This is a genomic window from Vibrio sp. 970, assembly GCF_033339075.1.
Window position 1 is genome coordinate 94,955 of record NZ_JAWOTW010000004.1, and the last position, 23,653, is coordinate 118,607.

Consider the following 23,653-nt stretch of genomic DNA (forward strand, 5'->3'; position numbering starts at 1 on the left):
TTTCACAAAAAAACCGCAGATTAGACTGCGGTTTTACAAGATAGTTTTTAGGCCGACTTTTATTGGAGGCCGTTCATCAACTCATCTCGGCGAGCTTGAGGTACCACACTCCAATGAGTGCCGTTGATAGCACCTTCTAGTGCCCATAGCAACTCAATGTTGACGGTTGCAGAGTGCGTATCTCTTATCGCTTTATAGGCGTTAAGCGCACCTTCCTCTTCAAGCTTCTCTACGGATTCGATGCCGGCTTTTTTTAGCATGCGCTCGGTAGCCAGTCGTAAGTTAGGCAAATCTTTCAAACGGTTAGGCTTTGTACTTGCTTGCTGTTCTTTCTCAAGCTTTGCCTTTTTCAATGATTGATTCGCTACTTCGATTAAGCGTTCGCTTGATTCCCATAAATCGCTGGAAATAGCGTAGTACTTTGTAACGACTGGAAAGCCACGTTTTTTATAAACGTAAGGCTTTAGCCCTTGTTTCTCGAAGTCAGATGAAGTTTTTTGGTCTGCTCTGATATGAAGCTGATTGTTTACCACTAGTGCAAACATTGTTTCATCAGCGAATAGTCCGAAGCCACCAAACATTGAGCGCGACTTGATATTACCAAGTGCCTCAAATAGCTTCATAGAGTCTTTGAGTATCGGTTTATCCATGTTTTGTTATCTCGGTGTAATTAATATTACGCCACCAAAAGTCAGGTCCGAGAGAGTAGCAAACATGCGTAAAAACAATGTCATTACAGAGTAAAGTCATTGCTTACACACTTGCCATCGGTAACCCCGCTACCTTCCATATCGTAATATGGTTCAGGCCGGAGGCTTTGCGTCCCACTCTTTCGAATGGTTTGCCCTGTGCGTGACACAATGAGCATACTTCTTATATTGAATTAACATCACGGTTTAGCGTTAAAAGTGTGATTTCGGTTCAATAAAAATGATAGATTGAATGCTCTATTTTGCATATGGAAAGGTGCAAATTGGCCTTTGAAAAGGAGTTCTTAATATATATTACATTTATATAAAACAGGGAGTTAACGTTAGTCAATTGTTATTAGAGTGGTGTGAAGTATTAGAGAATGCTTAATTTTTCCAAAAAAATAAGCGCCCCTGTAGAGCGCTTATTTAACACGGTTAAATACAGTGAAATTTAGTTCATTTTTTTCACAGTATTTCGAATTACAAGCTCAGGTTGCATTTCGAAAATTCGTTTTTCGTGTTCTTTATCTTTGATACGCTCAAGTAGAATTTCGAATGCATTTTTACCAACACGACGTTTAGGTTGGTGGATAGTCGTTAGCGGTGGAGAGAAGTATTCCGCAAGCTCGATGTTGTCGTAGCCGATCACTGAAATATCTTCAGGAATTTTGATCCCGTTTTGTTGCAAGCGGCTCATTAGGCCTAGAGCCATTGTGTCGTTAAAACAGAATACCGCCGTCGGGCGCTTGTCCATTGCGGTAATTTTATCTGCAACTAATACGGCCGTATCACATTCAAAGTTACCTTCAAGGATCCAGTCTTCATTTACAGCTAGGTTCGCTTCGCTCATTGCGCGACGGAAACCTGCAATGCGCTCTTGGCAAGCAAGCTTTTCAAAATGACCGCTTAGACAAGCGATATCCGTATGACCATTGTCAATCAGATGTTTGGTTGCAATGTAGCCACCTTCTTCTGAGTTATCCATGATCTTGTCTGCTTGTGAGCTCTCTGGGCCCCAATCCATGACCACTTTAGGAATGTCCGCATGACGGTCAAGCATCTCTTTTAGTTCTTCGGTTAAGTCAGAACACATCACTAGGATGCCATCAACGCGCTTTTCAGCCAGCATACGAATGTAATCGCGTTGTTTTTCGTAAATCCCGCCTGTGTTACATAAAATCAGAGTATAGCCTTGGCGGTAACAGTAGCTCTCAACGCCATCAATCACTTCTGAGAAAAATAGGTTAGTTGATTGAGTTACTAACATGCCAATCGTACGAGTTGAGTTGCATTTTAGGCTGCGTGCAACGGCACTTGGCGCGTAATTCAGCTCGTCAACGGCTTTCATTACTTTTTCTTGCGTTGCTTCTGCAACGAAACGCGTTTTATTGATAACGTGCGAAACTGTCGTAGTGGAAACGCCGGCTAAGCGAGCAACGTCTTTTATCGTGGCCATAAATGGTGTCCTGTATCGAGCTACTGAAATATGTCGTATTGGATGTACCTGATGCTCTAATGGTTTCACACCTAGCAATATAAAATTGGCGCTAAGTGTCTCGGCAGCGGTTGATCCAAGTGCGACAAAAGGGTACGTAGCAGCATCGGTCGATGAATTTTATCTTTTTTCTATCTGATGAGAAATTGCCATCAACCTGTTAAGAAAACACAAAAACCGCTATATTTCAGCGGTTTACATATAAATCATATTTAATCGTTTGCGCTCACATTTTAGCCCTATGTGGACTGACTAGCAATGTTTTCAGCAAGAGATTTGTGTATTTGAAGTCACATTTTGACTGCTAAATAACCAAGCGTCTTTGCGCTAAGTTAAGGCAAACGAATATTATACCCAAGTTACTTACAATTGGTCACTTTCAGGCATACAGGAAGCCCGATAGGCAGGCTCCCTAAAAATAGGCGGCAATTATTCACCAAGAAGGTAGGCGCTGTCTAGTTTACAAAATGCAACTAATAGTTTCGCGACACTCGAGTAAAATCCAAATTCGTCGAATTGTTTACATTTGTCTGAAAACTGAGGTAACCAAGACATCAATTGTTGCTGGATAAAGTCGTTTTGTTTAACGAAGGCTTCTTCCATGTGTTTTTCTTGTTCAAGCTCGTTTGAGCGGATAATCATGTTCCCGAGAAAGTCGAGCTCAACGGCTAAGTGATCCGCAGGTTCCTTTAGGTTTTCGTCTACTTGAACGCCAAATTCAGCCATCAACTTTTCCATTTCCTCAGCTGGCTTGTCATTCAGTAAACCTGATTCACCAATGTACATGGATGCGTAAGGAAGAGCGCCGTATTTTTCTGTCTTCAAAAACAGTTCACAAAAGTCAGCTGCAAGCTCTAGTTGTGCATCTTCACGATCTTGTAACCGATTCAATGCATCAACTAGGCTATCAACGGCTGGTTTTAGCGACTCATTTTCACCTAAACCTGCGAGAAAACTGCGAATTTCAACACTGTGATAGGCTTCCAATTCTTTCTCTGTTAGTTCTTTTGCGAACAAGCTCGAAAACCACCAGTAAATTTCAGCGCGTTTCTCATTAAAAGCTTTCACTTCTTGCATTTTGGGCTCCTGAATGATGCTTCAAGTCATGCATCACAAAGTCAATTAGGGATATCCCCTAAGTGTAATCAATTAAAATGAATAGCAGTAACTATAATTGTTATGTTTTATGGTCAAAAATGACCGTTTATTAATAGCAATGGGCAAGCTTGTTTTGAATCAATAAAAACGCTAAATCTTGCGTTTTAATGTATCTATGACTAGAAATGTTACTAGTTATGAATAGAATACGTCTTGGATAATAAGAAGACAGAAAAGTGGTGTAAATGAGCTATCACGTATTAGTCGTAGAAGATGATGTTGTAACTCGTAGTAAGCTTGCGGGATATTTCCAAAATGAGGGCTACCAAGTCAGCGAAGCAGAGAGTGGCGCAGAAATGCGTGAAGTTTTGCAAGCGGGCGATGTAGACCTGATCATGCTGGATATTAACCTGCCTGGTGAAGACGGCCTGATGCTTACTCGTGAGTTACGTAGCCAATCGGATATTGGTATCATATTAGTAACAGGACGCACGGATAGCATTGATAAAATCGTAGGCCTAGAAATGGGTGCTGACGATTATGTGACAAAACCTTTTGAACTGAGAGAGCTGTTAGTTCGCGTTAAAAACTTGCTGTGGCGTATTTCAGCAGCGCGCAGTGGCAGTTCGAAAGCGAATGAAACCAGTGAAGAGCACATTGTGCGCTTTGGGGAGTGGACATTCGACATTCAACGTCGCGCACTTAGCCGCAACGGTGAGCCAGTAAAACTAACTAAAGCAGAGTATGAACTTTTGGTGGCATTATCGTCTTACCCTAACCAGGTGTTAAGTCGTGAGCGTATTTTGAACATGATCAGCCATCGAGTGGATGCGCCGAATGACCGCACCATTGATGTTCTTATTCGACGTATGCGCGCAAAAATGGAGTTCGATCCTAAGAACCCACAGATTTTTGTAACGGTGCACGGCGAAGGCTATATGTTTGCTGGTGACTAGTTTGAACATAACTCAATCGTAAAAAGAAAAGGAGAGCTTCGGCTCTCCTTTTTTGTGGCTTCAAGATAATACTAGTTTGCTTCAACCATTGGTGTTTGGCCGACAGTATCACGCAACCTTTGCCAAATACTGCCCAAGTACTCATGCCAATAAAGCTCTGTTTGTTCTAAGTAACGCGCTTTAGGTGAGTATTTATCCCAAGGTTGACTTATCTCGCTAATAGCTAAGAAGTTGGTCGGGGCTGGGATTGGTTTAATGCCTGCTGCGTTGAACTCATACAATGCACGGTTCATGTGACTCGCAGAAGTGACTAACACAATCTCCTTTTGTTGAACGAATGCAGCCGCTTGACGCGCCTCTTCCCACGTATCTTTCGCATCTTCTAATAAAATGATATCGGATTTCGCGACGCCCAACGCAAGGGCAACGTTCGCCATCATTCGCGCGTGGCTAATTTCAGATCCGCCAGCATAGCCGGATAAGATTAATTTCGCGCCTGGATACATTCTTAAAATACGAATGCCCTCAGTTAAGCGCATTAATGCTGCACGGCTTAACTGCGAGGTGGGTGGAATTTCGTCATCGATAACATGACCATTCCCTAAAACCATCACGTAGTCGATGGTGCCAGAAACTGGCAAAAAGGCTTTATGCTCTCGCTCTAACGGCATAAGAAGCTTGGTTGAAACAGGTTGGAAGGCAACAAGAAAAATGCCAACAAAAGAGAATAGAACAACGAAGCAGCCAGTTTTACGTTTTGTAGTAAAACTAATGAGAGCAAGACCCAACAAGCCTATCAGCAGCAATGCCGGAAGGGGCATAAGCATGGCTGACACTACTTTTTTCAGCTCAAACATACATAAATAGTCCGAAAAAACATCAATTGATAATAAAAATGAGGGTATCCCTCTTTATTCCTGCTTTCCTTGTGCCAGAATAGCGGCACAATCCGTTATGATAACTCAGCAGAAGTGACAGAAGACCGCAATTTCGACGATATCGCCCACAAATTTGCAAAAAATATTTACGGCTCCGATAAAGGGGAGATCCGCCAAATCATTGTGTGGGAAGATTTTCTACAGATTCTAAGTGAATTAGATGCTGACCAGCAACCCCTAGAAGTGTTAGACGCTGGTGGTGGTTTGGCACAAATGTCGCAAAAGCTTGCTAAGCTCGGACATCGAATCGCTTTATGTGATCTATCTTCGGAAATGCTGCAGTTGGCTAAGCAGGATATTGAAAAAAACGGTTTGCTTGAGCAGTATCGCCTGATTCATTCGCCTGTCCAATCCATCGGTGAACATATGGATGTACAGGTCGATCTGGTTATGTTCCACGCTGTGATGGAGTGGCTGGTTGATCCTAAGGCCGCACTTGAAACAGTTCTAGAACAAGTAAAACCGGGAGGCATCGCATCAGTCATGTTCTACAACCACCACGGTTTAGTCTATAAAAACGTGGTTTGTGGCAACATTCCTCATATATTAGACGGCATGCCTCACCGAAAAAGATTTAAACTACAGCCGCAAAAAGGCTTAAAACCTGAAGAAGTCTACCAGTGGATAGAAAATTCAGGTTTTAATATTTGTGGCAAATCTGGTATTCGCTCATTTAGTGATTACATAGGCAATATGGAATACATGGGTGATTACGAGTTTGAAGATGTGTTGGCGCTAGAAAAACAACTTTGTCGACAAGAGCCATACCTCTCATTAGGCCGCTACATTCATGTGTGGGCTAAAAAGAACGATAAACAGGAATAACAATGAGTGAGATGACTCTCAATGCTGCAGAGCAACCAATCGATGAGCTGGTTGGCTGGGTTAAGCAGCACGATTTCTCGTTGAACCTGACCACAGAGCGATTGGCATTTTTGATAGCCATTGCCGTACTGAGTAATGAAAGGTTCGATGAAGAACTGGGTGAAGGTGAACTGCATGATGCATTTGCCATCGTCACTCGACTATTTGATGAGACCGGCGAAGCCTCCGCTTTTCGTGCGAACAATGCGATCAACGAGATGGTTAAGCAGCGTCTTATGAGCCGTTTTGTCAGTGAAATTACTGACGGAGCGAGCATTTACCGCTTGTCGCCATTAGCGATAGGAATAACCGACTACTACGTGCGTCATCGTGAGTTCTCAAAACTGCGTCTATCTATCCAGCTATCCATGGTAGCGGATGAAATGGCGAAAGCGATTGAGGCAGCACAAAAAGGTGGCACACCGGGTCACTGGAAGAAAAACGTTTACGGAATTTTGAAATATTCTGTAGGCGAGATCTTCGATCAAATCGACCTTAACCAACGTGTGATGGATGAGCAGCAACAGTCTGTTAAACAACAGATTGCTGATCTGCTTAACAAAGACTGGCGTGAAGCGATCAACAACTGTGAAGCGCTACTGTCAGAAACGTCGAGCACGTTGCGTGAACTTCAAGATACGCTGCAAGCTGCCAGTGATGAACTGCAAACTCAGATCCTAGATATTCAAGAAATTGTTTACGGTGACCCTGAGCTGGAGTTCATCGAAGAAGCCTTGTTTGGTCTGCAAATGAAGCTGGACCGAATCACAAGCTGGGGCCAGCAAGCGATCGATCTCTGGATTGGTTATGACCGACACGTGCACAAGTTTATCCGTACTGCTATTGATATGGATAAGAACCGTGCGTTTAGCTCGCGTCTGCGTCAATCCGTCAAAGATTACTTCGATGCGCCTTGGTATCTGACTTATGCAGATGCGGAAAGGCTTTCTGACCTTCGTGATGAAGCCCTAGTACTGCGTGATGACGAGGTAACGGGTCAAGTTCCGATGGAAGTAGAATACGAAGAGTTTCAACAAGTCAATGATGAGTTGGCAGAGCGAATTGGTGACATGCTAAAAGCGCATAAAGATCAAGGCACACCAATCGACTTGAGCGTGGTACTGCGAGATTACCTTGCACAACACCCATACACTCATCACTTTGATTTAGCTCGCATTGTCGTTGATCAGGCGGTACGTCTGGGTTACTCAGAATCCGACTACCAAGCTGTTCAGCCAGACTGGAAAGCAATCAACGAATTTGGGGCAAAGGTACAAGCGAATGTCATCGACCGATACTAATGAATACATGTCAGAGAATCTGGCAAAAGCAATTTCTAACCCTCTGTTCCCAGCGCTAGACAGCATGCTTCGAGCAGGGCGTCATATCTCAAGTGAAGATCTAGACAACCACGCGTTGCTGTCGGATTTCGAACTTGAGCTTTCTTCTTTCTACCAACGCTACAACACCGAATTGGTGAAAGCGCCAGAAGGTTTCTTCTATCTTCGTCCTCGTTCAACGTCTCTGATTGGCCGTAGTGTTCTTTCTGAACTGGATATGCTGGTGGGTAAGGTACTGTGTTTCCTTTATCTAAGCCCAGAGCGTCTTGCGCACGAAGGCATCTTCACTAACCAAGAGCTGTACGACGAACTGCTTGCTCTAGCAGATGAAAACAAGCTGATGAAGCTAGTGACGAACCGTGCGACTGGTTCTGACCTTGATAAAGAAAAGCTGTTTGAAAAAGTACGTACGTCACTTCGTCGTTTGCGTCGCCTAGGCATGATCATCAACATCGGTGAAACCGGTAAATTCAGCATCAGTGAAGCGGTATTCCGCTTTGGTGCCGATGTACGTATTGGCGATGACATGCGTGAAGCGCAGCTGCGTCTAATCCGTGATGGTGAAGCAGTAGTGCACACCAAAGAGCCAAGCCAAGGCAGCTTATTGTCTGAAGAAGATCAAGACGACCAAGCCCAAGAAGAAACAACAGAAGAGGGTGAAGCATGAGCATGATTGAACGCGGTAAATACCAATCGCTGACCATGGTCAACTGGAACGGCTTCTTTGCCCGTACGTTTGACATCGATGGTCTGGTCACTACGCTATCAGGTGGTAACGGTGCAGGTAAATCAACCACAATGGCGGCGTTCATCACCGCATTGATTCCTGACCAAACGCTGCTGCACTTCCGTAACACGACAGAAGCGGGCAGCAGCCAATCGTCTCGTGACAAAGGTTTGTACGGTAAGCTACAGCCGGGCGCATGTTATGCGGCGCTAGACGTGGTGAACTCACGTAACCAACGCCTATTGTTTGCAGTAAAACTACAGCAAGTTGCGGGTCGTGATAAGAAAGTAGACATCAAACCGTTTGTGATCCAAGGTCTTCCAAGCCATGTGAAACCAACGGATATCTTGGTTGAAAGCGTATCTGCGACTCAAGCTCGTGTACGTCAAATCAATGAAGTAAAAGAATCAATCGCAGAATTTGAAGGCGTTCAATTTAAAGCCTTCTCTTCTATCGTGGATTACCACTCGCAGATGTTCGAATTCGGTGTGATTCCGAAGAAACTGCGTAACTCTGGTGACCGTTCTAAATTCTACCGCCTGATCGAAGCATCGCTTTACGGTGGTATCTCAAGTGCGATTACGCGCTCGCTACGTGACTACCTTTTGCCACAAAACGGCGGAGTGAAAAAAGCGTTCCAAGATATGGAATCGGCACTGCGTGAAAACCGCATGACGCTAGAAGCGATCAAAACCACGCAAGCAGATCGTGACTTGTTCAAACACTTGATTACAGAGTCGACCAACTACGTGGCCGCGGACTATATGCGCCATGCCAACGAGCGCCGTAAAAAACTAGAACAGACATTGTCTTTGCGTTCAGAGTTATTTGGTTCTCGCGAGACCTTGATTGAGCAAAACAATCTGCTTAACCGCGTTCAAGAAGAGCTGGAACTGCTGATCGAATCAGAATCTTCTTTAGAGCAAGACTACCAAGCGGCTTCTGATCACTTGCAACTGGTGCAAAACGCGCTGCGTCAGCAAGAGAAGATCGAACGCTACCAAGAAGATCTTGAAGAGCTGAGCGAGCGTCTTGAAGAACAAATGATGGTAGTGGAAGAAGCGCAAGAACGCGTGATGATGGCTGAAGAGCAAGCTACCGTTGCAGAAGAAGAGGTGGATAGCCTTAAGACGCAACTTGCTGATTACCAGCAAGCTCTTGACGTTCAGCAAACTCGCGCCCTTCAATATCAACAAGCAGTTCAAGCGCTGGAGAAAGCGAAGCAACTACTTGGCGATGACAGCCTAACGGCGGAATCGGCTCAAGCGCTTGTCTCTGAGCTTAAGAACAAAGAATCAGAAAGCACCAATGCGTTGCTATCGGTTAAGCACAAACTGGACATGTCTTCTGCAGCGGCAGAGCAGTTTGAAACCGCGCTTAAACTGGTACAAAGCATCGTTGGTCAAGTTGAGCGCAAAGACGCGTCTGAACATGCGAAAACTGCAATCGCGAAAGCGCGTGAGTCACAACAAATCGCACAAAACGAACAGCAATGGCGAGCACAACACCGTGATCTCGAACGCAGCCTTAACCAGCAGCGTCAAGCACGTGAACTGGTTGCTGAATACAAAAAGCAATATCACGTTGAACTAACCGATGAGGTTACGTTTGAACAAGAACGTGAACGTCATGCGACGCAAATCGAATCACTAGAGATAGCTCAAGAAGAAGTTCGTGATCAGCGTGGTGAACAGCGCCGTCTAGAGCAAAACGCGGTGGCAGAAATCAGTAAGCTTGAAGCAATAGCACCAGCTTGGATTGCGGCGAACGATGCGCTAGAGAAACTGAGAGAGCAGAGCGGTGAAGAGCTTGAGGATCGCCATGCGGTAATGAACCACATGCAAGTTGTCCTTGAACAAGAAAGGGAGCTGTCTTTAGCTAAAGATAAGCTTGCTGAGCGCCGTAGCCAGCTAGACTCTGAGATTGAGCGTCTTGCTTCTCCTGGTGGTTCAAATGACCCTCGCCTGAAAGGTTTGGCAGATACGCTGGGCGGTGTATTGCTGTCTGAGATCTACGATGACATCACGATTGATGACGCGCCTTATTTCAGTGCGATGTACGGTCCGGCTCGTCACGCTATCGTTGTTTCTGACTTGTCAGGCATCGAAGAGAAACTGGTAGAGCTAGACGACTGTCCAGAAGACTTGTACATCATTGAAGGTGACATCGATGCCTTTGATGACAGCTCGTTCGATGCAGAAGAGTTAGAGGGCGCGGTTTGCGTTCGTATGAACGATCGCCAAATGCGTTACTCTCGCTTGCCTGAGATCCCATTGTTTGGCCGTGCGGCACGTGAGCAGCGTCTAGAGTTGCTGCGTAACGAACGAGAAGAAGTGGTAGAGAAACACGCGAAAGCGGCGTTTGATTCTCAGAAAATGCAGCGCTTGTACCAAGCGTTTAACCTATTTGTGTCTAACCACATTCAGGTTGCTTTTGACGCCGATCCAGAACAAGCACTGGCAACTATTCGTGATAAGCGTAACCAAATTGCTCGCGTGCTGGCGGATCTAGATGCGAAAGAGCAACAACAACGTTCTCAGCTTCAAACCAGCAAGCAAGCGTTGTCTTCTCTGGACAAGCTAGCGTCACACATGGTGCTTGTTGAAGATGAGTCATTGCAAGCGCGTTTTGATGAGCTAGAAGAGAAAATCGCTCAGCTTGCAGAGGCGAAGAACTTCTTAAGCAACCATGCAAAAGCCGTCGCGCAATTAGAGAATATTGTGTCTGCACTTGATGCTGACCCAGAGCAATTCGATGCACTAGAAGCAGAATACAAAGCGGCAGACGAGCGGCTACAAGATCTTAAGAAGCAAATCTTTGCACTCTCGGATCTCGTTGAACGTCGTCACTACTTCGCTTACTCTGATTCAGTAGACCTACTGAACAAGAGTAGCGAACTGAGTGAGCAGCTAAAAGCTAAACTGGTTCAAGCTGAAAAAATGCGTACTCGCTCTCGTGAAGAGTTGAAGCAATCGCAAGGTCAAATGAACCAATACAACCAAGTATTGGCATCATTGAAGAGTTCACACCAAGCGAAACTGGAAACGGTTCAAGAGTTCAAACAAGAGCTTCAAGAGTTTGGCGTGAACGCTGACGAAGGTGCAGAAGAGCGCGCAATGCGTCGTCGTGACGAATTGCACGAGCGTCTACACACGTCTCGCAGCCGTAAGAGCGAATACGAGCGCACGATAACCTCTACTGAACTAGAGATGAAAGGCTTGGCGAAACGCCTGAAGAAAGTTCAGAAAGAATACGTTGAGCTACGTACGTTCGTGGTTGCAGCGAAAGCTGGCTGGTGTTCAGTACTTCGTCTGGCGCGTGAGAACGATGTTGAGCGTCGTCTACACAAGCGTGAACTGGCTTATATGTCAGCGGATGAACTGCGTTCAATGTCGGATAAATCATTGGGTGCGCTGCGTCTCGCGGTTGCGAACAATGACGACCTGCGTGATGCGCTGCGTCTATCAGAAGACAACGCTCGCCCAGAGCGTAAAGTTCTGTTCTACATTGCGGTTTACCAACATCTTCGTGAGCGTATTCGTCAGGATATCATCCGTACTGATGATCCTGTAGAAGCGATCGAAGAGATGGAAGTAGAGCTGGCGCGTCTAACGGAAGAGCTAACGCAACGTGAAAACCGCTTAGCGATCAGCTCTGAGTCAGTAGCGAGCATCATCAAGAAGACGATTCAGCGTGAGCAAAACCGTATTCGTATGCTGAACCAAGGCCTGTCGAACATTTCGTTTGGTCAGGTGAAGGGCGTACGTCTAAACGTGAAGATCCGCGAAAGTCACGAAGTGCTACTGAACGGTCTAGCGACACAACAAGAGCAGCACAAAGACCTGTTTGAATCGACTCGCTTTACTTTCTCCGAAGCAATGGCGAAGCTGTTCCAACGTGTGAACCCACATATCGATATGGGTCAACGTTCTCCTCAGGTTTTGGGTGAAGAGCTACTGGATTACCGTAACTACCTAGAGCTAAGTGTAGAAGTGAACCGTGGTACAGATGGTTGGCTACAGGCTGAGTCTGGCGCGCTATCAACAGGTGAGGCGATCGGTACTGGTCAGTCAATCCTACTGATGGTTGTTCAAAGCTGGGAAGAAGAATCACGCCGCCTGCGCAGTAAAGACATTGTGCCTTGTCGTCTGCTGTTCTTAGATGAAGCAGCGCGTCTGGATGCGAAATCGATCGCGACATTGTTCGAATTGTGTGACCGTCTGGATATGCAGCTTCTTATCGCGGCACCAGAAAACATCAGCCCAGAGAAAGGTACGACCTACAAACTGGTGCGTAAGGTGTTTAAAGACCACGAACACGTACACGTAGTGGGTCTGCGCGGTTTTGGTCAAACGGATAAGCCTAAGACCGAAGCACAAGAGATGATTGAAGAGTTTGAATCGTAAACTTCGAATCTAACAAAACGCCTGCAATGAATGCGGGCGTTTTTGTATCTGTTTACGAGGCAGGCTTCGAAATACATAAGATAAGCCGAGACTGTAGGACGGCAGTCTCGGCTTATTAACGGAACTTAATGAGGAAGCGACGTTTATTCCTCTGGAATATCGTCCCTGACTTCGATCATTTCAGCAAGCTCTTCAAGTGCTTGGACAGAAAGCTCAGACAAGCGTTGTAGGTGTTGGTCTAAGCTCTCTTGTTCTTCAAGCTCTGGTTCATCATTATTTGTTTCTTTTATTAGCATTTCCCAACCTCTCAAGTTGAGTAAGGGGAGCTCTCATCATACTCAAAAGGCAAAGTAGAAAAGAAACGATCTATGTTGATTTTGTTAGCTCGATCATTGATTCAACTTATATATGAGAAGGATGTGTTTAATAAGGAGAGCAAGTGCAAGGTTTTTGGATGCGGGAACAAAAACGCCAGTAATCATGACAATTACTGGCGAGTAATAACGAACATTAGGTCGGAGGGTTAGAACAACGGCTTCACACCGAACTGCTCTGCTGCGTAAGCGACGCGTTCAATCGGTTTTGGATACTCAGCAGGTGTGCCAAGGCTCTCTATGTGTTTCAAACGAGGAAGCAAGCCTGCACCATTAGCGATTTGGATTGCCAGACCAGGGCGAGCGTTAAGCTCTAAAACCATAGGTCCTTCATCTTTATCCAGCACCATATCCGTACCCATGTATCCCAAACCTGTCATTTCCCAGGCACTTGACGCAAGCTCCAGCAAGCGCTCCCAATGCGGTACTTGAAGGGTCGAAAGGTCTTTACCTGTATCAGGGTGATGAGTCACTGGATGATCGAACTGCACCGCTCTGACGGCTTTACCTGTCGCGATGTCAATGCCTACTCCTACGGCACCTTGGTGAAGGTTTGCTTTGCCGTCGGAAGCCGCTGTAGAACAGCGCATCATCGCCATAACTGGATAACCTTTAAATACGATGATCCGAACATCTGGTACGCCTTCATAACTGAAGCCATCAAAACAGTCATCAAACTTGATTAAGTTTTCAACCACAGCAACGTCATTTTTACCACCAAGAGAGAAAAGGCCAGCAAGCGCATTACTAATGTGACGCTCGACCTCATCCCTACCAATTGTAGAGCCGGAGGGTTTGGTATATACCCCGTTTTTGTGAGACGTAACAACCAGAATGCCTTTACCGCCACTACCTTGTGCAGGTTTGATTACAAAACCAGGCCAGTTCTCAACCATTTTGTGGATAGTCTTAACTTCAGCTTGGTTATGAATGACACCGATCAGGGCAGGAACTGTTGCTCCTGCTGCCTGTGCAATAATTTTGGTCTTTAGCTTGTCATCGACAAGTGGGTATTTAGAACGATCATTGTAACGGCCAATATAGCTGTGGTTACGCTTGTTCATCCCCATAATGCCTTTATGGCGAAGCTTAGACGGCGAAGTAAAACTTTCGAACATCGTTTAGTCCTCCGCTAGTGGTTTGAAGCGTCGTAGCTCAGTGAGGCGGTAACCTGTGTAAGTACCTAGTAATAGAATACCGGCCAGAACAATCAACTGTAGACCAATAAAGTTAAAGGTTAAGTGTTGAATGTATGAGTTCGTCATTGCAAGGTAAACTAATACCGCTGTCAGCAATGAACCACCACCTTGCAGAGCAACTTCCTTCGCACCTTCTTCTTCCCATAGGATTGACATACGTTCAATCGTCCAAGACAAGATTATCATAGGGAAGAAGGTAATTGTTAGGCCTTCCGTTAAGCCCATCTTAAACGCAACAACGGTGAACACCGAGATGATCATGATAACGGTAATAATGACCGCAGATATCCTTGCTACCAGCAATAAGTTCAACCTAGACAAATAGCTTCGAATAATCAGGCCTGTACCTACAATTAGCAAGAAACCGACAATACCCGTTAATAGTTGAGTTTGAACAAAAGCAACGGCAATCAACACAGGCATGAAGGTACCGGATGTTTTCAGGCCGATAATCACACGCAAGAACACAACGATCAGAGCACCAATAGGGATGAGCATGATGGTTTTGAACATCGCTTGCTCTTCCAAAGGTAAGCTATGAATTGAAATATTCAGTAATCCATCTGCTTCTATTTTGTTGTTTGTAGCTTGTTGTGGTGTCATTTCTTGCTTAATCATCGAGAAATGCACTTGGCTATTTTTACCACCAACAAGGTCAAGTAAGGATACGTTTGATTCATCCCACACTAACAAGTTGGGTTTCACTGCTTTTTGTTCGGATTTTGGCGAAAACAGTACCCAATCTTTACCTGACCAAACCTGAACCATTGGTTGAATTGTTTGGCGTCGACGACCATCTTCTAGTTCGATAACACCGACGGTTTTGCTTTGTATACCTGCGGTAAGCAAAATATTATGCAGTGCATCAGTACGGCTGAAATCGTTCAGTAGTAGCGACGAGTTTTGGCTATCTGGGTCATTAAGCGCTTTGATAAGCTCACGAGTAAACGTCACATTATCGGCTGAGCGACTCATCGCACGTTCGATAAGGGCATTTGCCGCTGCTGCTTGTGGTGCTGATAGCGTTGGTGGCGTAATGTCTTCCGTTGGCGGTAAAGGAGTGACTTTAGCCTGAGGGTCTACTAAGAACTGGGCTTTGTAGTATATGGTTTGTGGCCCTTGAGCTTGGCGAATTGACCATTCTGCACGACGGCCTGAATCGTCATTGATGTAGGAAACGCCATAACCTGATGAGGAAGCAGATTCACCGATAAGTGTGTAACCACTTTGTGTATGAGGTGCTGCAAGTGACGCTTTTACTTCGTTGCCGTTAGCATTGAACTCAATACGAGCTTCTACATCCCATACCTGGCGAGTTTCGCCTGGCGTCCAAGGCACGCCGTAGTTTTCATGTCTGAAAACACTCAGAGCAATGCCCGCAATCACCAATAAGATGATAGAAAGGTAAAACGGTATTTTTGACGTCATAATCTACCTTATTATTTTTTATCTTCGTCCGTTTGGATATAGGTACGACTTACATCGACAAGTGCTATGTCGCGCATAAATTCTCTACCCAGTAAAATAGGATGGTTCATATGTGAGCGATCTGCCAACGTAAATTGCGCTTTTTCATGAATTTTTCCAACGCGCACCCAAAGTTCTACCACAGCGCGGCGTTCTAACTCTTCACTGGTAACCTGGCGGATTTTGACGTAGCGAATGACAGGAGCTTCGATCCAAGTACTTTTCTCTTCTTCGGATTTACTGGTGTCTGCTAAGTGGAATCGGACCCATTTTTTGCCATTTCTTTCGAACTCTTCAATATCAACGGCATTTAAAGACGACGTCGCGGCACCAGTGTCGATACGTGCATCAAAAGTTTGCTTAATCGACTCTACAGTGACCTTTTCGATAGAGCCAAGGACAATATCGTGAGTTGGGGTTGGTTCCACAGGAGCGGGAGATTGGACAATAATCGGCTCTTTCGGTTTTTTTACTTCTGCCATTGCTTCATCGCGAAATGTAAGAAGTTCAACCTGTAGTTTATCGACTTGTTCTTCAAGGCTGTCGATATAGTCCGATTGGTTGCTGAGCTGTAGCTCTAGGTTGGTAATGCGATTATTGACATTCGCTTCTGAATTTTGAATCGCCGCTAACGTTTCTTGGTGGTACTGTTCGCCTTTGGTTAGTGAGCATCCAGATAGTAAGGCGATGGCAACAATCGGGGTCAATCGTAATAACATTGAAAACCTTGGGATTGGATTAAGTTGTTTATTTTTTAGGAGTTTAGCTTATATCGATAAAGCCTCACAAGTAAGAATGTTTCTCTATTACTTATTGTTTGAGGAATAGTGATGAAAAGCCAAAAATCAAGGACATAAAAGCGCATCCTTATTTAGAGCGTGCTTATATTTTGACGTGAAAAATGGATTCAAAAATCAAACTCGCTCATTACGAGGAAAGAGGGTAATGTCTTAACTCGTAAAATGAGTTAAGACAATGTCAGGAATCTCAGCGAATTATGATTTGCGAGCGACAAGAACCGCGCGGCGAGGGGCAGGGTAGCCTTCTACAGTCTTGCTTGGGTCGTTCGGATCTAAGTAGTCAGGTAGAGAGTTATGCGTCATCCAATCTGTGGTACGTTGTTCATCTACGGATGTGATGTTTTCATCAACGATACGAACATCTTCAAAACCGACCAATTCTAACCACACTTTTAGGGCTTTTGCTGAAGGGAAGAAATAGACATTACGCATTTGCGCGTAACGAGAAGTCGGGACCAGTACTGCATTCTCATCACCTTCAATCACGAGTGTTTCCAATACGAGTTCACCACCAGATACCAATTGATCTTTTAGTTGCACTAAATGATCGAGAGGCGAGCGGCGATGGTAAAGCACGCCCATGCTGAATACCGTATCGAACGCTTCTAACTTAGGTAGTTGTTCAATACCCAATGGCAATAGGTGTGCACGTTGGTCATCGCCCATTAGTTTACGAATTGCTTCGAACTGAATTAGAAACAGGTGAGATGGATCGATACCGACAGTTAAGCGTGCACCTTCGCCTAGCATGCGCCACATGTGGTAGCCGTTACCACAACCTACATCGAGTACGCTGCGATTTTTTAATGGTGAAATATGCGGAAGCACGCGGTCCCATTTCCAATCACTGCGCCACTCAGTATCAATATGGATGCCGTGTACGTTGTATGGGCCTTTGCGCCAAGGATGGAATGTACGAAGTAAGCTTTCTAGCTTTTTAAGTTCCCCTTGAGGCATGGGCTCATTGTTTGAAATCGTGACAGAATCAACAATGTCGATGTTGTCCGGTCTACCCGCTGGGATTTTGTTCAGGGCTTTCAACCAGCGACCAAAGTCACCGTGCTCTGCATTTTGCCAATCCGTTAGCTGTTGTGGAAGCACATTAAGCCAAGGTTGAAGACGGGTGTCTTGGGCAATCAATTGGTAGAAATTTGCAAAGTTAAACATAGTTAGTTAATCGCTGAGTTGATGGGTATAAATTATTAACAAAAGCCGAAATCGGTATGGTTCAGGCTTGGTATGCATGGTCTATTTAATCGCGAACATGGAGCCGAAGTTAAAGCATTGGAACCAAACGTCATAGCTAGAAAAGCCAATTTTAGCGAAACGCTCTTTATGTTCTTTCTTTGAATCTGGGCGCATTACGTTTTCTATCGCGCTGCGCTTTTGGCTGATTTCTAGTTCGCTATAACCATTCGCACGTTTAAAGTCGTGGTGAAGGTCAATTAACAGTTCGTTCGAAACTTCATCTTCGAAGACGAACTTCTCCGATAGAATCAAAATGCCGCCTGGACGCAGGCCTGCGTATATTTTCTCGAGCAAGGAGTAACGATCTTCTGGAGAGAGGAATTGCAAAGTGAAGTTCAACACCACCACTGACGCGTTTTCAATTTCGATATTGCGAATGTCTGCTTCTACTACATCCACAGGAGTGTCACTGCGGTAAGCGTTGACGTGAAGTTTACAACGCTCAACCATTGCAGGAGAGTTGTCCACTGCGATGATTTGGCAACCTTCTTGTTTGATATGGCGACGCATAGACAATGTTGCAGCACCCAAAGAACAGCCAAGGTCATAGATGTTTGAGTGAGGTTTTACAAAACGCTCTGCCAGCATACCGATTGCAGAAATGATATTGCTGTAACCCGGTACCGATCGTTGAATCATGTCAGGAAATACTTCCGCTACGCGTTCATCGAACGTGAAATCCCCAATTTTATCGATTGGAGCCGAAAAAATAGTATCTGGATTGCTCTTAGGGTTCATAACTAAGTCTCTGCATACAAGCCGCCTGAAAATGTCAGGCACCAAAAAAGGCGCGTATTTTATGGGAATTTCGCGCCTCTGTCATGTGTTGCGTTAGAACATCTGTAACTGCGAGTTGCCATCGTCAGCTGGGAAAGGCGCTAACTCAGGGAGCGTGATACGTTTTTGTATGTCTTTATACAGGTTTGCAGCCAACTCTGGCGCAATTATATTGTCTGCGGTATGGATCATGACATATGGCTGTTTACCTTCGGCAATCCATTGTGGCAACTTGTTGAGCCATGGTTTAAAAAACTCGTAATTTTGCTGTTCTTCTGGATGACCAATAAAGCGAATCAAAGGGTGTGAAGCGGTAGCAATGGCGTGAACAGGGACTCGTGGTTTTTTCATTTGTGCATCAATAATCGCCTCATTGTCGGGCTTAGCGGCAAAGACTGGGCGGCTATCCATAATAATGCGGTCAATATTATTCTCTACTAACCATTGGTTAAGTGCTCGCTCTTCTTCGCCTTTGGAGAAAAATGCCATATGGCGAACCTCAACACCGAGAGGGAAGTTAGGTGGAAAGCTCGCACAGAACTTTTTCAGTCGATCAAGGTGCTCAGGACCAAATGCGGCTGGTAATTGAATTGTCCATTGGCCCACACGGTCATGCAAAGGCTCCATGACCTTCATGAAGTCTCTCAGTTGTTCGCTGCAACCTCTTAGCATTTGCTCATGAGTGATGGCTTTAGGAAGTTTGAAAGTAAAGCGAAAATCATCGTGGGTTGCGGCTCTCCAGTTTTGCACTGTATTGAGCGTCGGTGTGGCATAAAATGTCGTGTTGCCTTCCACGGTATGAAACACTTGCGCATACCTTTCTAAACGTTCAGCGGGCTTTGTCCCGCTGCCGTAAAAACTTTGTTGCCATTGATTGTGCGACCACATTGTCAATCCAAGTCGAAGAGGTAAGTTATCCATTATTCTTTACTGCTTGCTACTCGTGTGAATACTTTACGAGAGTTTTGCTGAAATAGGTAATTTCACGCTATAATCCTCCCCAATTTTTTCGCTTTGGTGCGCTTTTGAACATTTGTTGTACTAAAAAGCACCAGTGAATGATAAAACACACGTAATTGTATGTTGAGTAGTCGATTTTCGTGGACATTCAGCGTATAACTGAATCTTTACTCTGCTTAGCAATGAGGCTGACAGAGCGTAGTTAACAACATTTGAGAGATTGGGAATTTCATTATGCGTACCCATTACTGTGGTCACCTGAACAAGTCCCTTGCAGGACAAACTGTAGAACTTTGCGGCTGGGTTAACCGTCGTCGTGATTTAGGCGGTCTTATTTTTATTGATATGCGAGATCGCGAAGGTATCGTTCAGGTAGTTGTTGATCCAGATATGGCGGATGCGTATGAAGTGGCGAACACACTTCGTAATGAATTCTGTATCAAACTAACGGGTGAAGTGCGCGTTCGCCCAGAGAGCCAAGCAAACAAAGACATGGCAACAGGTGAAGTCGAGATCCTTGCGAAAGGTCTTGAAATCATCAACCGTTCTGATGTTCTGCCTCTAGACTTCAACCAAAAGAACTCTGAAGAGCAGCGCCTGAAGTATCGTTACCTAGATCTACGTCGTCCAGAAATGAGCGACCGCATCAAGCTACGTGCTAAAGCGTCTAGCTTTGTTCGTCGTTTCCTAGATGACAACGGCTTCCTAGACATCGAAACACCAGTACTAACAAAAGCGACACCAGAAGGCGCTCGTGACTACCTAGTACCTAGCCGTGTTCACAAAGGCAGCTTCTACGCGCTTCCTCAGTCTCCACAGCTATTCAAACAGCTTCTAATGATGTCTGGTTTTGACCGTTACTACCAAATCGTTAAGTGTTTCCGTGATGAAGACTTGCGTGCTGACCGTCAACCAGAATTCACTCAGATCGATATCGAAACGTCATTCATGACGGCTGACCAAGTTCGTGCAACGACTGAGAAAATGGTTCGTGAAATGTGGCAAGAGCTACTAAACGTTGACCTAGGTGAATTCCCAGTAATGCCGTTCAGCGAAGCGATTCGTCGTTTCGGTTCGGACAAGCCAGACCTACGTAACCCACTGGAACTAGTAGATGTTGCTGACCTAGTGAAAGACGTTGAGTTCAAAGTATTCTCAGGTCCAGCAAACGACGAAAAAGGCCGCGTTGCCGTTATTCGCGTTCCAGGTGGTGCTTCTCTGACTCGTAAGCAAATTGATGGCTACGGTGAATTCGTTGGCATCTACGGTGCGAAAGGTCTAGCTTGGATGAAGGTTAACGACCGTGCAGCGGGCATGGAAGGTATCCAATCTCCAGTCGCTAAGTTCCTAAATGAAGACGTGATCAACGGCATTCTAGATCGTACTCAAGCGGAATCTGGTGACATTATCCTATTTGGCGCTGATAAAGCGGGTATCGTTGCAGAAGCAATGGGTGCGCTACGTTTGAAACTAGGTAAAGACCTAGAGCTAACGGATGAGTCTGCATGGGCTCCACTATGGGTTGTTGACTTCCCAATGTTCGAAGAAGATGACGAAGGCAACCTACACGCGATGCACCACCCATTCACATCGCCTCTAGGTGTGACTGCAGAAGAGCTAAAAGCAAACCCTGCTGCGGCAAATTCTAACGCTTACGATATGGTTCTAAATGGCTACGAAGTGGGCGGCGGCTCCGTTCGTATCCACAACGCAGATATGCAAGAAGCCGTATTTGATATTCTAGGCATCACACCTGAAGAGCAACAGCTTAAGTTCGGCTTCCTGCTTGATGCGCTGAAATTCGGTACGCCTCCACATGCTGGTCTTGCATTTGGTCTAGACCGTCTAGTAATGCTGCTATGTGGCACAGAGAACATCCGTGATGTTATCGCGTTCCCTAAAACAACAGCAGCGGCGTGTCTACTAACAGACGCACCAAGTATTGCGAACCCAGCAGCGCTAGAAGAGCTAGCAATCGCAGTAACTGCAGCGAAAGAAAAAGACGCAGAATAAGCGCACAACATTTGAAGAAAACTCCCGCAACTGCGGGAGTTTTTGTTTAAATAAACCCAAGAAACTTCCAAAGCAATTTCCCAAGCAACGCTTTTAGAACATGTTTTGTTATTAAGCGTCAAAATACATTAAAAGGTGAATTATGGCTGGTCATAGTAAATGGGCGAATATTCGTCACCGTAAAGCAGCGCAAGATGCGAAGCGCGGCAAAATCTTTACTAAATTAATCCGTGAAATCGTTGTTGCGGCAAAAGAGGGGGGCGGTGAGCCAGAAAATAACCCACGTTTGCGAGCAGCAATTGATAAAGCACTGTCTAACAACATGACACGTGACACTGTCAACCGCGCGGTCAGCCGAGGTGCTGGTGGTGAAGGCGACGACAACATGGAAACCGTGATCTATGAAGGTTATGGTCCAGGTGGTACGGCGGTCATGGTCGAATGTATGACGGATAACCGAAATCGTACGGTATCTGGCGTACGCCATGCATTCTCAAAGTCAGGCGGTAATCTGGGGACGGATGGTAGCGTCAACTATCTTTTCGACAAGAAAGGCGTGATTTCATATGGCCCAGGTTTAGATGAGGATGCGGTAATGGAAGTAGCATTAGAAAGTGGTGCTGATGACATTGAAACGGCAGAAGATGGCTCGATTGATGTCTACACGGCCCCAGGCGATTTTGGACTCGTAAAAGATGCTCTTGATGCCGCAGGGTTTGAGGCAGAGAACGCTGAGGTGTCGCTGATCCCATCTACGAAAGCAGATTTGGACGCGGATACTGCGCCAAAACTACTTCGTTTGATTGACGCTTTGGAAGATCTGGACGACGTTCAAGAGGTTTATCACAATGGTGATATCTCTGACGACGTTGCGGCTACGCTAGATTAAACTCAAGGTGTCGGGAGCGGTATTTGCTCCGAAGTTAGCAAGTAATAATAAAAAGACTGAGGCCGAATTAGGCCTCATTTTTAGGAACATTCATGTCAATTATTTTGGGCATTGACCCAGGTTCGCGCATTACCGGCTATGGGGTCATTCGTCAAAATGGACGCCACTTGCAATACCTTGGTAGTGGCTGCATTCGTACTTCAGAAAAAGAACTTCCGGGTCGGCTTAAACAGATTTATGCAGGCGTCACGGAAATCATTACCCAGTTTCAACCGGACGTTTTCGCGATCGAGCAAGTGTTTATGGCCAAAAACGCGGATTCAGCGCTAAAACTTGGCCAAGCTCGTGGCAGTGCAATTGTTGCTGCGGTGAATGCGGAGTTGCCGGTATTTGAATACGCGGCTCGTCTTATTAAGCAAGCTGTCGTCGGCACTGGTGGCGCGGACAAAGCGCAAGTTCAGCATATGGTTCAGCAGATGCTTAAATTGCCCGCCAAGCCTCAAGCGGATGCAGCCGATGCTTTAGGTGTGGCGATTTGTCATGCCAATACTAACAAGACTCTCGTTGCCTTAGCGGGCAAAGCAACCAGTGCCAGAAAAGGGCGCTATCGATAAAATTAACTGGATGTCTATCCAGTTCTTTATTATCCTGTCGCAAATTCATTTCCAAAGAGTATTTATAGTGATTGGACGTCTTCGTGGCATACTGATTGAAAAACAACCACCTGAAGTATTAATTGAAGTTAATGGCATTGGCTATGAAGTCCAGATGCCAATGAGCTGTTTTTACGAACTGCCAAATGTTGGCGAAGAAGCCATTATTTATACTCACTTTGTTGTCCGTGAAGATGCGCAATTGCTATACGGTTTCAACACGGTAAAAGAACGAGCACTTTTCCGTGAAGTGATCAAAGCCAATGGCGTTGGTCCTAAACTCGGTCTTGGTATTCTCTCTGGTATGACGGCAACGCAATTTGTTACTTGTGTGGAACATGAAGACGTTTCTACGCTGGTTAAGCTTCCAGGCGTTGGCAAGAAAACCGCAGAGCGATTGGTTGTTGAAATGAAAGACCGCTTGAAAGGGTGGGGCGCTGGCGATCTATTTACACCATTTACGGATGCTGCTCCTGCGGATTCTAGTGCGACATCCAACAACGCGGAAGAAGAGGCAATCAGTGCGCTTCTAGCTCTAGGTTACAAGCCGACTCAAGCGTCGAAAGTGGTGTCTCAGATCGCTAAACCGGACATGAGCAGTGAGCAAATGATCCGTGAAGCTCTAAAATCAATGGTGTAACGCTGGTTGCACAGTGAACATTTGTTCAAGATAACTCATTCTCTAAGGTTAATGCCAATCGCTTAACGATGTTTTTTGTGTCATTCCAGCGAGCCTGGCGAGACTGGGAATCTAATA

General features: G+C 45.4%; 20 protein-coding genes and 1 riboswitch. Of the genes, 9 read left to right on the forward strand and 11 right to left on the reverse strand.

Translation table 11 applies throughout. From position 1 onward, the window contains the following. Positions 1-59: 59 nt before the first annotated feature. The 3 genes from R7Q11_RS07455 to torD form a co-directional block, all read right to left on the reverse strand. A complete protein-coding gene (locus R7Q11_RS07455; RefSeq protein ID WP_005378367.1) occupies positions 60-650 on the reverse strand; it encodes a TfoX/Sxy family DNA transformation protein in 591 nt (196 codons plus the stop codon). Between the two features lie 116 nt (positions 651-766). After that, positions 767-856, reverse strand: a riboswitch (cyclic di-GMP riboswitch). Positions 857-1,143: 287 nt separating this feature from the next. Beyond that, positions 1,144-2,148: an HTH-type transcriptional repressor PurR gene (gene purR / locus R7Q11_RS07460; RefSeq protein ID WP_005378368.1), complete on the reverse strand. Its 1,005-nt coding sequence runs from the start codon at positions 2,146-2,148 to the stop codon at positions 1,144-1,146. A 468-nt stretch (positions 2,149-2,616) separates the two neighbouring features. Further along, a complete protein-coding gene (gene torD, locus R7Q11_RS07465; RefSeq protein ID WP_017820035.1) occupies positions 2,617-3,264 on the reverse strand; it encodes a molecular chaperone TorD in 648 nt (215 codons plus the stop codon). 266 nt (positions 3,265-3,530) lie between these two features. Between torD and torR the strand changes: the two genes are divergently transcribed. Continuing rightward, positions 3,531-4,241: a two-component system response regulator TorR gene (gene torR / locus R7Q11_RS07470; RefSeq protein ID WP_005378370.1), complete on the forward strand. Its 711-nt coding sequence runs from the start codon at positions 3,531-3,533 to the stop codon at positions 4,239-4,241. A gap of 71 nt (positions 4,242-4,312) precedes the next feature. Here torR and elyC read toward each other — a convergent pair whose 3' ends face one another. After that, positions 4,313-5,098: an envelope biogenesis factor ElyC gene (gene elyC / locus R7Q11_RS07475; RefSeq protein ID WP_213876627.1), complete on the reverse strand. Its 786-nt coding sequence runs from the start codon at positions 5,096-5,098 to the stop codon at positions 4,313-4,315. Positions 5,099-5,212: 114 nt separating this feature from the next. Between elyC and cmoM the strand changes: the two genes are divergently transcribed. The 4 genes from cmoM to mukB are packed head-to-tail and all read left to right on the forward strand — an operon-like array spanning position 5,213 to position 12,516. Continuing rightward, positions 5,213-6,004, forward strand: coding sequence for a tRNA uridine 5-oxyacetic acid(34) methyltransferase CmoM (gene cmoM / locus R7Q11_RS07480; RefSeq protein ID WP_025998624.1), 792 nt, complete (start codon positions 5,213-5,215; stop codon positions 6,002-6,004). 2 nt (positions 6,005-6,006) lie between these two features. Then, a complete protein-coding gene (mukF, locus tag R7Q11_RS07485) occupies positions 6,007-7,344 on the forward strand; it encodes a chromosome partition protein MukF (protein ID WP_009707095.1) in 1,338 nt (445 codons plus the stop codon). Then, positions 7,325-8,050 carry a chromosome partition protein MukE gene (gene mukE / locus R7Q11_RS07490; protein WP_005378379.1) on the forward strand — a complete coding sequence of 242 codons (726 nt, stop codon included), beginning with the start codon at positions 7,325-7,327 and terminating at the stop codon, positions 8,048-8,050. Before mukF ends, mukE begins: the two co-directional genes overlap by 20 nt. Positions 8,051-8,052: 2 nt before the next feature. Then, the gene (gene mukB / locus R7Q11_RS07495; protein WP_225466377.1) at positions 8,053-12,516 is read left to right on the forward strand and encodes a chromosome partition protein MukB; all 4,464 of its coding nucleotides are present in this window, start codon (positions 8,053-8,055) and stop codon (positions 12,514-12,516) included. A 143-nt stretch (positions 12,517-12,659) separates the two neighbouring features. Here the strand turns inward: mukB and R7Q11_RS07500 are convergent, their stop codons facing one another. From R7Q11_RS07500 to R7Q11_RS07530, 7 genes are all read right to left on the reverse strand, one after another. Next, positions 12,660-12,812 carry a hypothetical protein gene (locus R7Q11_RS07500; protein WP_005378381.1) on the reverse strand — a complete coding sequence of 51 codons (153 nt, stop codon included), beginning with the start codon at positions 12,810-12,812 and terminating at the stop codon, positions 12,660-12,662. A gap of 227 nt (positions 12,813-13,039) precedes the next feature. Next, positions 13,040-14,008: an alpha-L-glutamate ligase-like protein gene (locus R7Q11_RS07505; protein ID WP_005378387.1), complete on the reverse strand. Its 969-nt coding sequence runs from the start codon at positions 14,006-14,008 to the stop codon at positions 13,040-13,042. Positions 14,009-14,011: 3 nt separating this feature from the next. After that, a complete protein-coding gene (locus tag R7Q11_RS07510) occupies positions 14,012-15,517 on the reverse strand; it encodes an inactive transglutaminase family protein (RefSeq protein WP_005378389.1) in 1,506 nt (501 codons plus the stop codon). Positions 15,518-15,528: 11 nt separating this feature from the next. Further along, positions 15,529-16,275: an ATP-dependent zinc protease gene (locus R7Q11_RS07515; protein ID WP_005378391.1), complete on the reverse strand. Its 747-nt coding sequence runs from the start codon at positions 16,273-16,275 to the stop codon at positions 15,529-15,531. A gap of 276 nt (positions 16,276-16,551) precedes the next feature. Then, positions 16,552-17,523: a tRNA 5-methoxyuridine(34)/uridine 5-oxyacetic acid(34) synthase CmoB gene (cmoB, locus tag R7Q11_RS07520; RefSeq protein ID WP_017820038.1), complete on the reverse strand. Its 972-nt coding sequence runs from the start codon at positions 17,521-17,523 to the stop codon at positions 16,552-16,554. Positions 17,524-17,604: 81 nt separating this feature from the next. After that, a complete protein-coding gene (gene cmoA / locus R7Q11_RS07525; RefSeq protein ID WP_017635063.1) occupies positions 17,605-18,342 on the reverse strand; it encodes a carboxy-S-adenosyl-L-methionine synthase CmoA in 738 nt (245 codons plus the stop codon). 93 nt (positions 18,343-18,435) lie between these two features. Beyond that, positions 18,436-19,269 (reverse strand): DUF72 domain-containing protein, encoded by an 834-nt coding sequence (locus R7Q11_RS07530; RefSeq protein WP_224721216.1) that lies wholly within the window; start codon positions 19,267-19,269, stop codon positions 18,436-18,438. A gap of 306 nt (positions 19,270-19,575) precedes the next feature. On the opposite strand from R7Q11_RS07530, the gene aspS reads away from it, so the two are divergent. From aspS to ruvA, 4 genes are all read left to right on the forward strand, one after another. Then, positions 19,576-21,354, forward strand: coding sequence for an aspartate--tRNA ligase (gene aspS / locus R7Q11_RS07535; RefSeq protein WP_005378401.1), 1,779 nt, complete (start codon positions 19,576-19,578; stop codon positions 21,352-21,354). A gap of 142 nt (positions 21,355-21,496) precedes the next feature. Continuing rightward, on the forward strand, positions 21,497-22,243 hold the full coding sequence (locus tag R7Q11_RS07540; protein ID WP_005378402.1) for a YebC/PmpR family DNA-binding transcriptional regulator: 747 nt from the start codon (positions 21,497-21,499) through the stop codon (positions 22,241-22,243). A gap of 92 nt (positions 22,244-22,335) precedes the next feature. Continuing rightward, the gene (gene ruvC / locus R7Q11_RS07545) at positions 22,336-22,857 is read left to right on the forward strand and encodes a crossover junction endodeoxyribonuclease RuvC (RefSeq protein WP_005387909.1); all 522 of its coding nucleotides are present in this window, start codon (positions 22,336-22,338) and stop codon (positions 22,855-22,857) included. Positions 22,858-22,924: 67 nt separating this feature from the next. After that, positions 22,925-23,536, forward strand: a complete 612-nt coding sequence (gene ruvA / locus R7Q11_RS07550; RefSeq protein ID WP_017820041.1) for a Holliday junction branch migration protein RuvA — start codon at positions 22,925-22,927, stop codon at positions 23,534-23,536. The last annotated feature ends 117 nt before the right edge of the window (positions 23,537-23,653 follow it).

Excerpts from the sequence above, each read along its gene's own strand:
- R7Q11_RS07540 (WP_005378402.1), top strand. The coding sequence starts at position 21,497 with ATGGCTGGTCATAGTAAATGGGCGAATATTCGTCACCGTAAAGCAGCG.
- R7Q11_RS07515 (WP_005378391.1), bottom strand. The coding sequence starts at position 16,275 with ATGTTATTACGATTGACCCCGATTGTTGCCATCGCCTTACTATCTGGA.
- purR (WP_005378368.1), bottom strand. The coding sequence starts at position 2,148 with ATGGCCACGATAAAAGACGTTGCTCGCTTAGCCGGCGTTTCCACTACG.
- R7Q11_RS07455 (WP_005378367.1), bottom strand. The coding sequence starts at position 650 with ATGGATAAACCGATACTCAAAGACTCTATGAAGCTATTTGAGGCACTT.
- mukB (WP_225466377.1), top strand. The coding sequence starts at position 8,053 with ATGATTGAACGCGGTAAATACCAATCGCTGACCATGGTCAACTGGAAC.
- cmoB (WP_017820038.1), bottom strand. The coding sequence starts at position 17,523 with ATGTTTAACTTTGCAAATTTCTACCAATTGATTGCCCAAGACACCCGT.
- mukF (WP_009707095.1), top strand. The coding sequence starts at position 6,007 with ATGAGTGAGATGACTCTCAATGCTGCAGAGCAACCAATCGATGAGCTG.
- ruvC (WP_005387909.1), top strand. The coding sequence starts at position 22,336 with ATGTCAATTATTTTGGGCATTGACCCAGGTTCGCGCATTACCGGCTAT.
- R7Q11_RS07505 (WP_005378387.1), bottom strand. The coding sequence starts at position 14,008 with ATGTTCGAAAGTTTTACTTCGCCGTCTAAGCTTCGCCATAAAGGCATT.
- R7Q11_RS07500 (WP_005378381.1), bottom strand. The coding sequence starts at position 12,812 with ATGCTAATAAAAGAAACAAATAATGATGAACCAGAGCTTGAAGAACAA.
- torR (WP_005378370.1), top strand. The coding sequence starts at position 3,531 with ATGAGCTATCACGTATTAGTCGTAGAAGATGATGTTGTAACTCGTAGT.
- R7Q11_RS07530 (WP_224721216.1), bottom strand. The coding sequence starts at position 19,269 with ATGTGGTCGCACAATCAATGGCAACAAAGTTTTTACGGCAGCGGGACA.
- torD (WP_017820035.1), bottom strand. The coding sequence starts at position 3,264 with ATGCAAGAAGTGAAAGCTTTTAATGAGAAACGCGCTGAAATTTACTGG.
- aspS (WP_005378401.1), top strand. The coding sequence starts at position 19,576 with ATGCGTACCCATTACTGTGGTCACCTGAACAAGTCCCTTGCAGGACAA.
- elyC (WP_213876627.1), bottom strand. The coding sequence starts at position 5,098 with ATGTTTGAGCTGAAAAAAGTAGTGTCAGCCATGCTTATGCCCCTTCCG.
- cmoA (WP_017635063.1), bottom strand. The coding sequence starts at position 18,342 with ATGAACCCTAAGAGCAATCCAGATACTATTTTTTCGGCTCCAATCGAT.
- mukE (WP_005378379.1), top strand. The coding sequence starts at position 7,325 with ATGTCATCGACCGATACTAATGAATACATGTCAGAGAATCTGGCAAAA.
- R7Q11_RS07510 (WP_005378389.1), bottom strand. The coding sequence starts at position 15,517 with ATGACGTCAAAAATACCGTTTTACCTTTCTATCATCTTATTGGTGATT.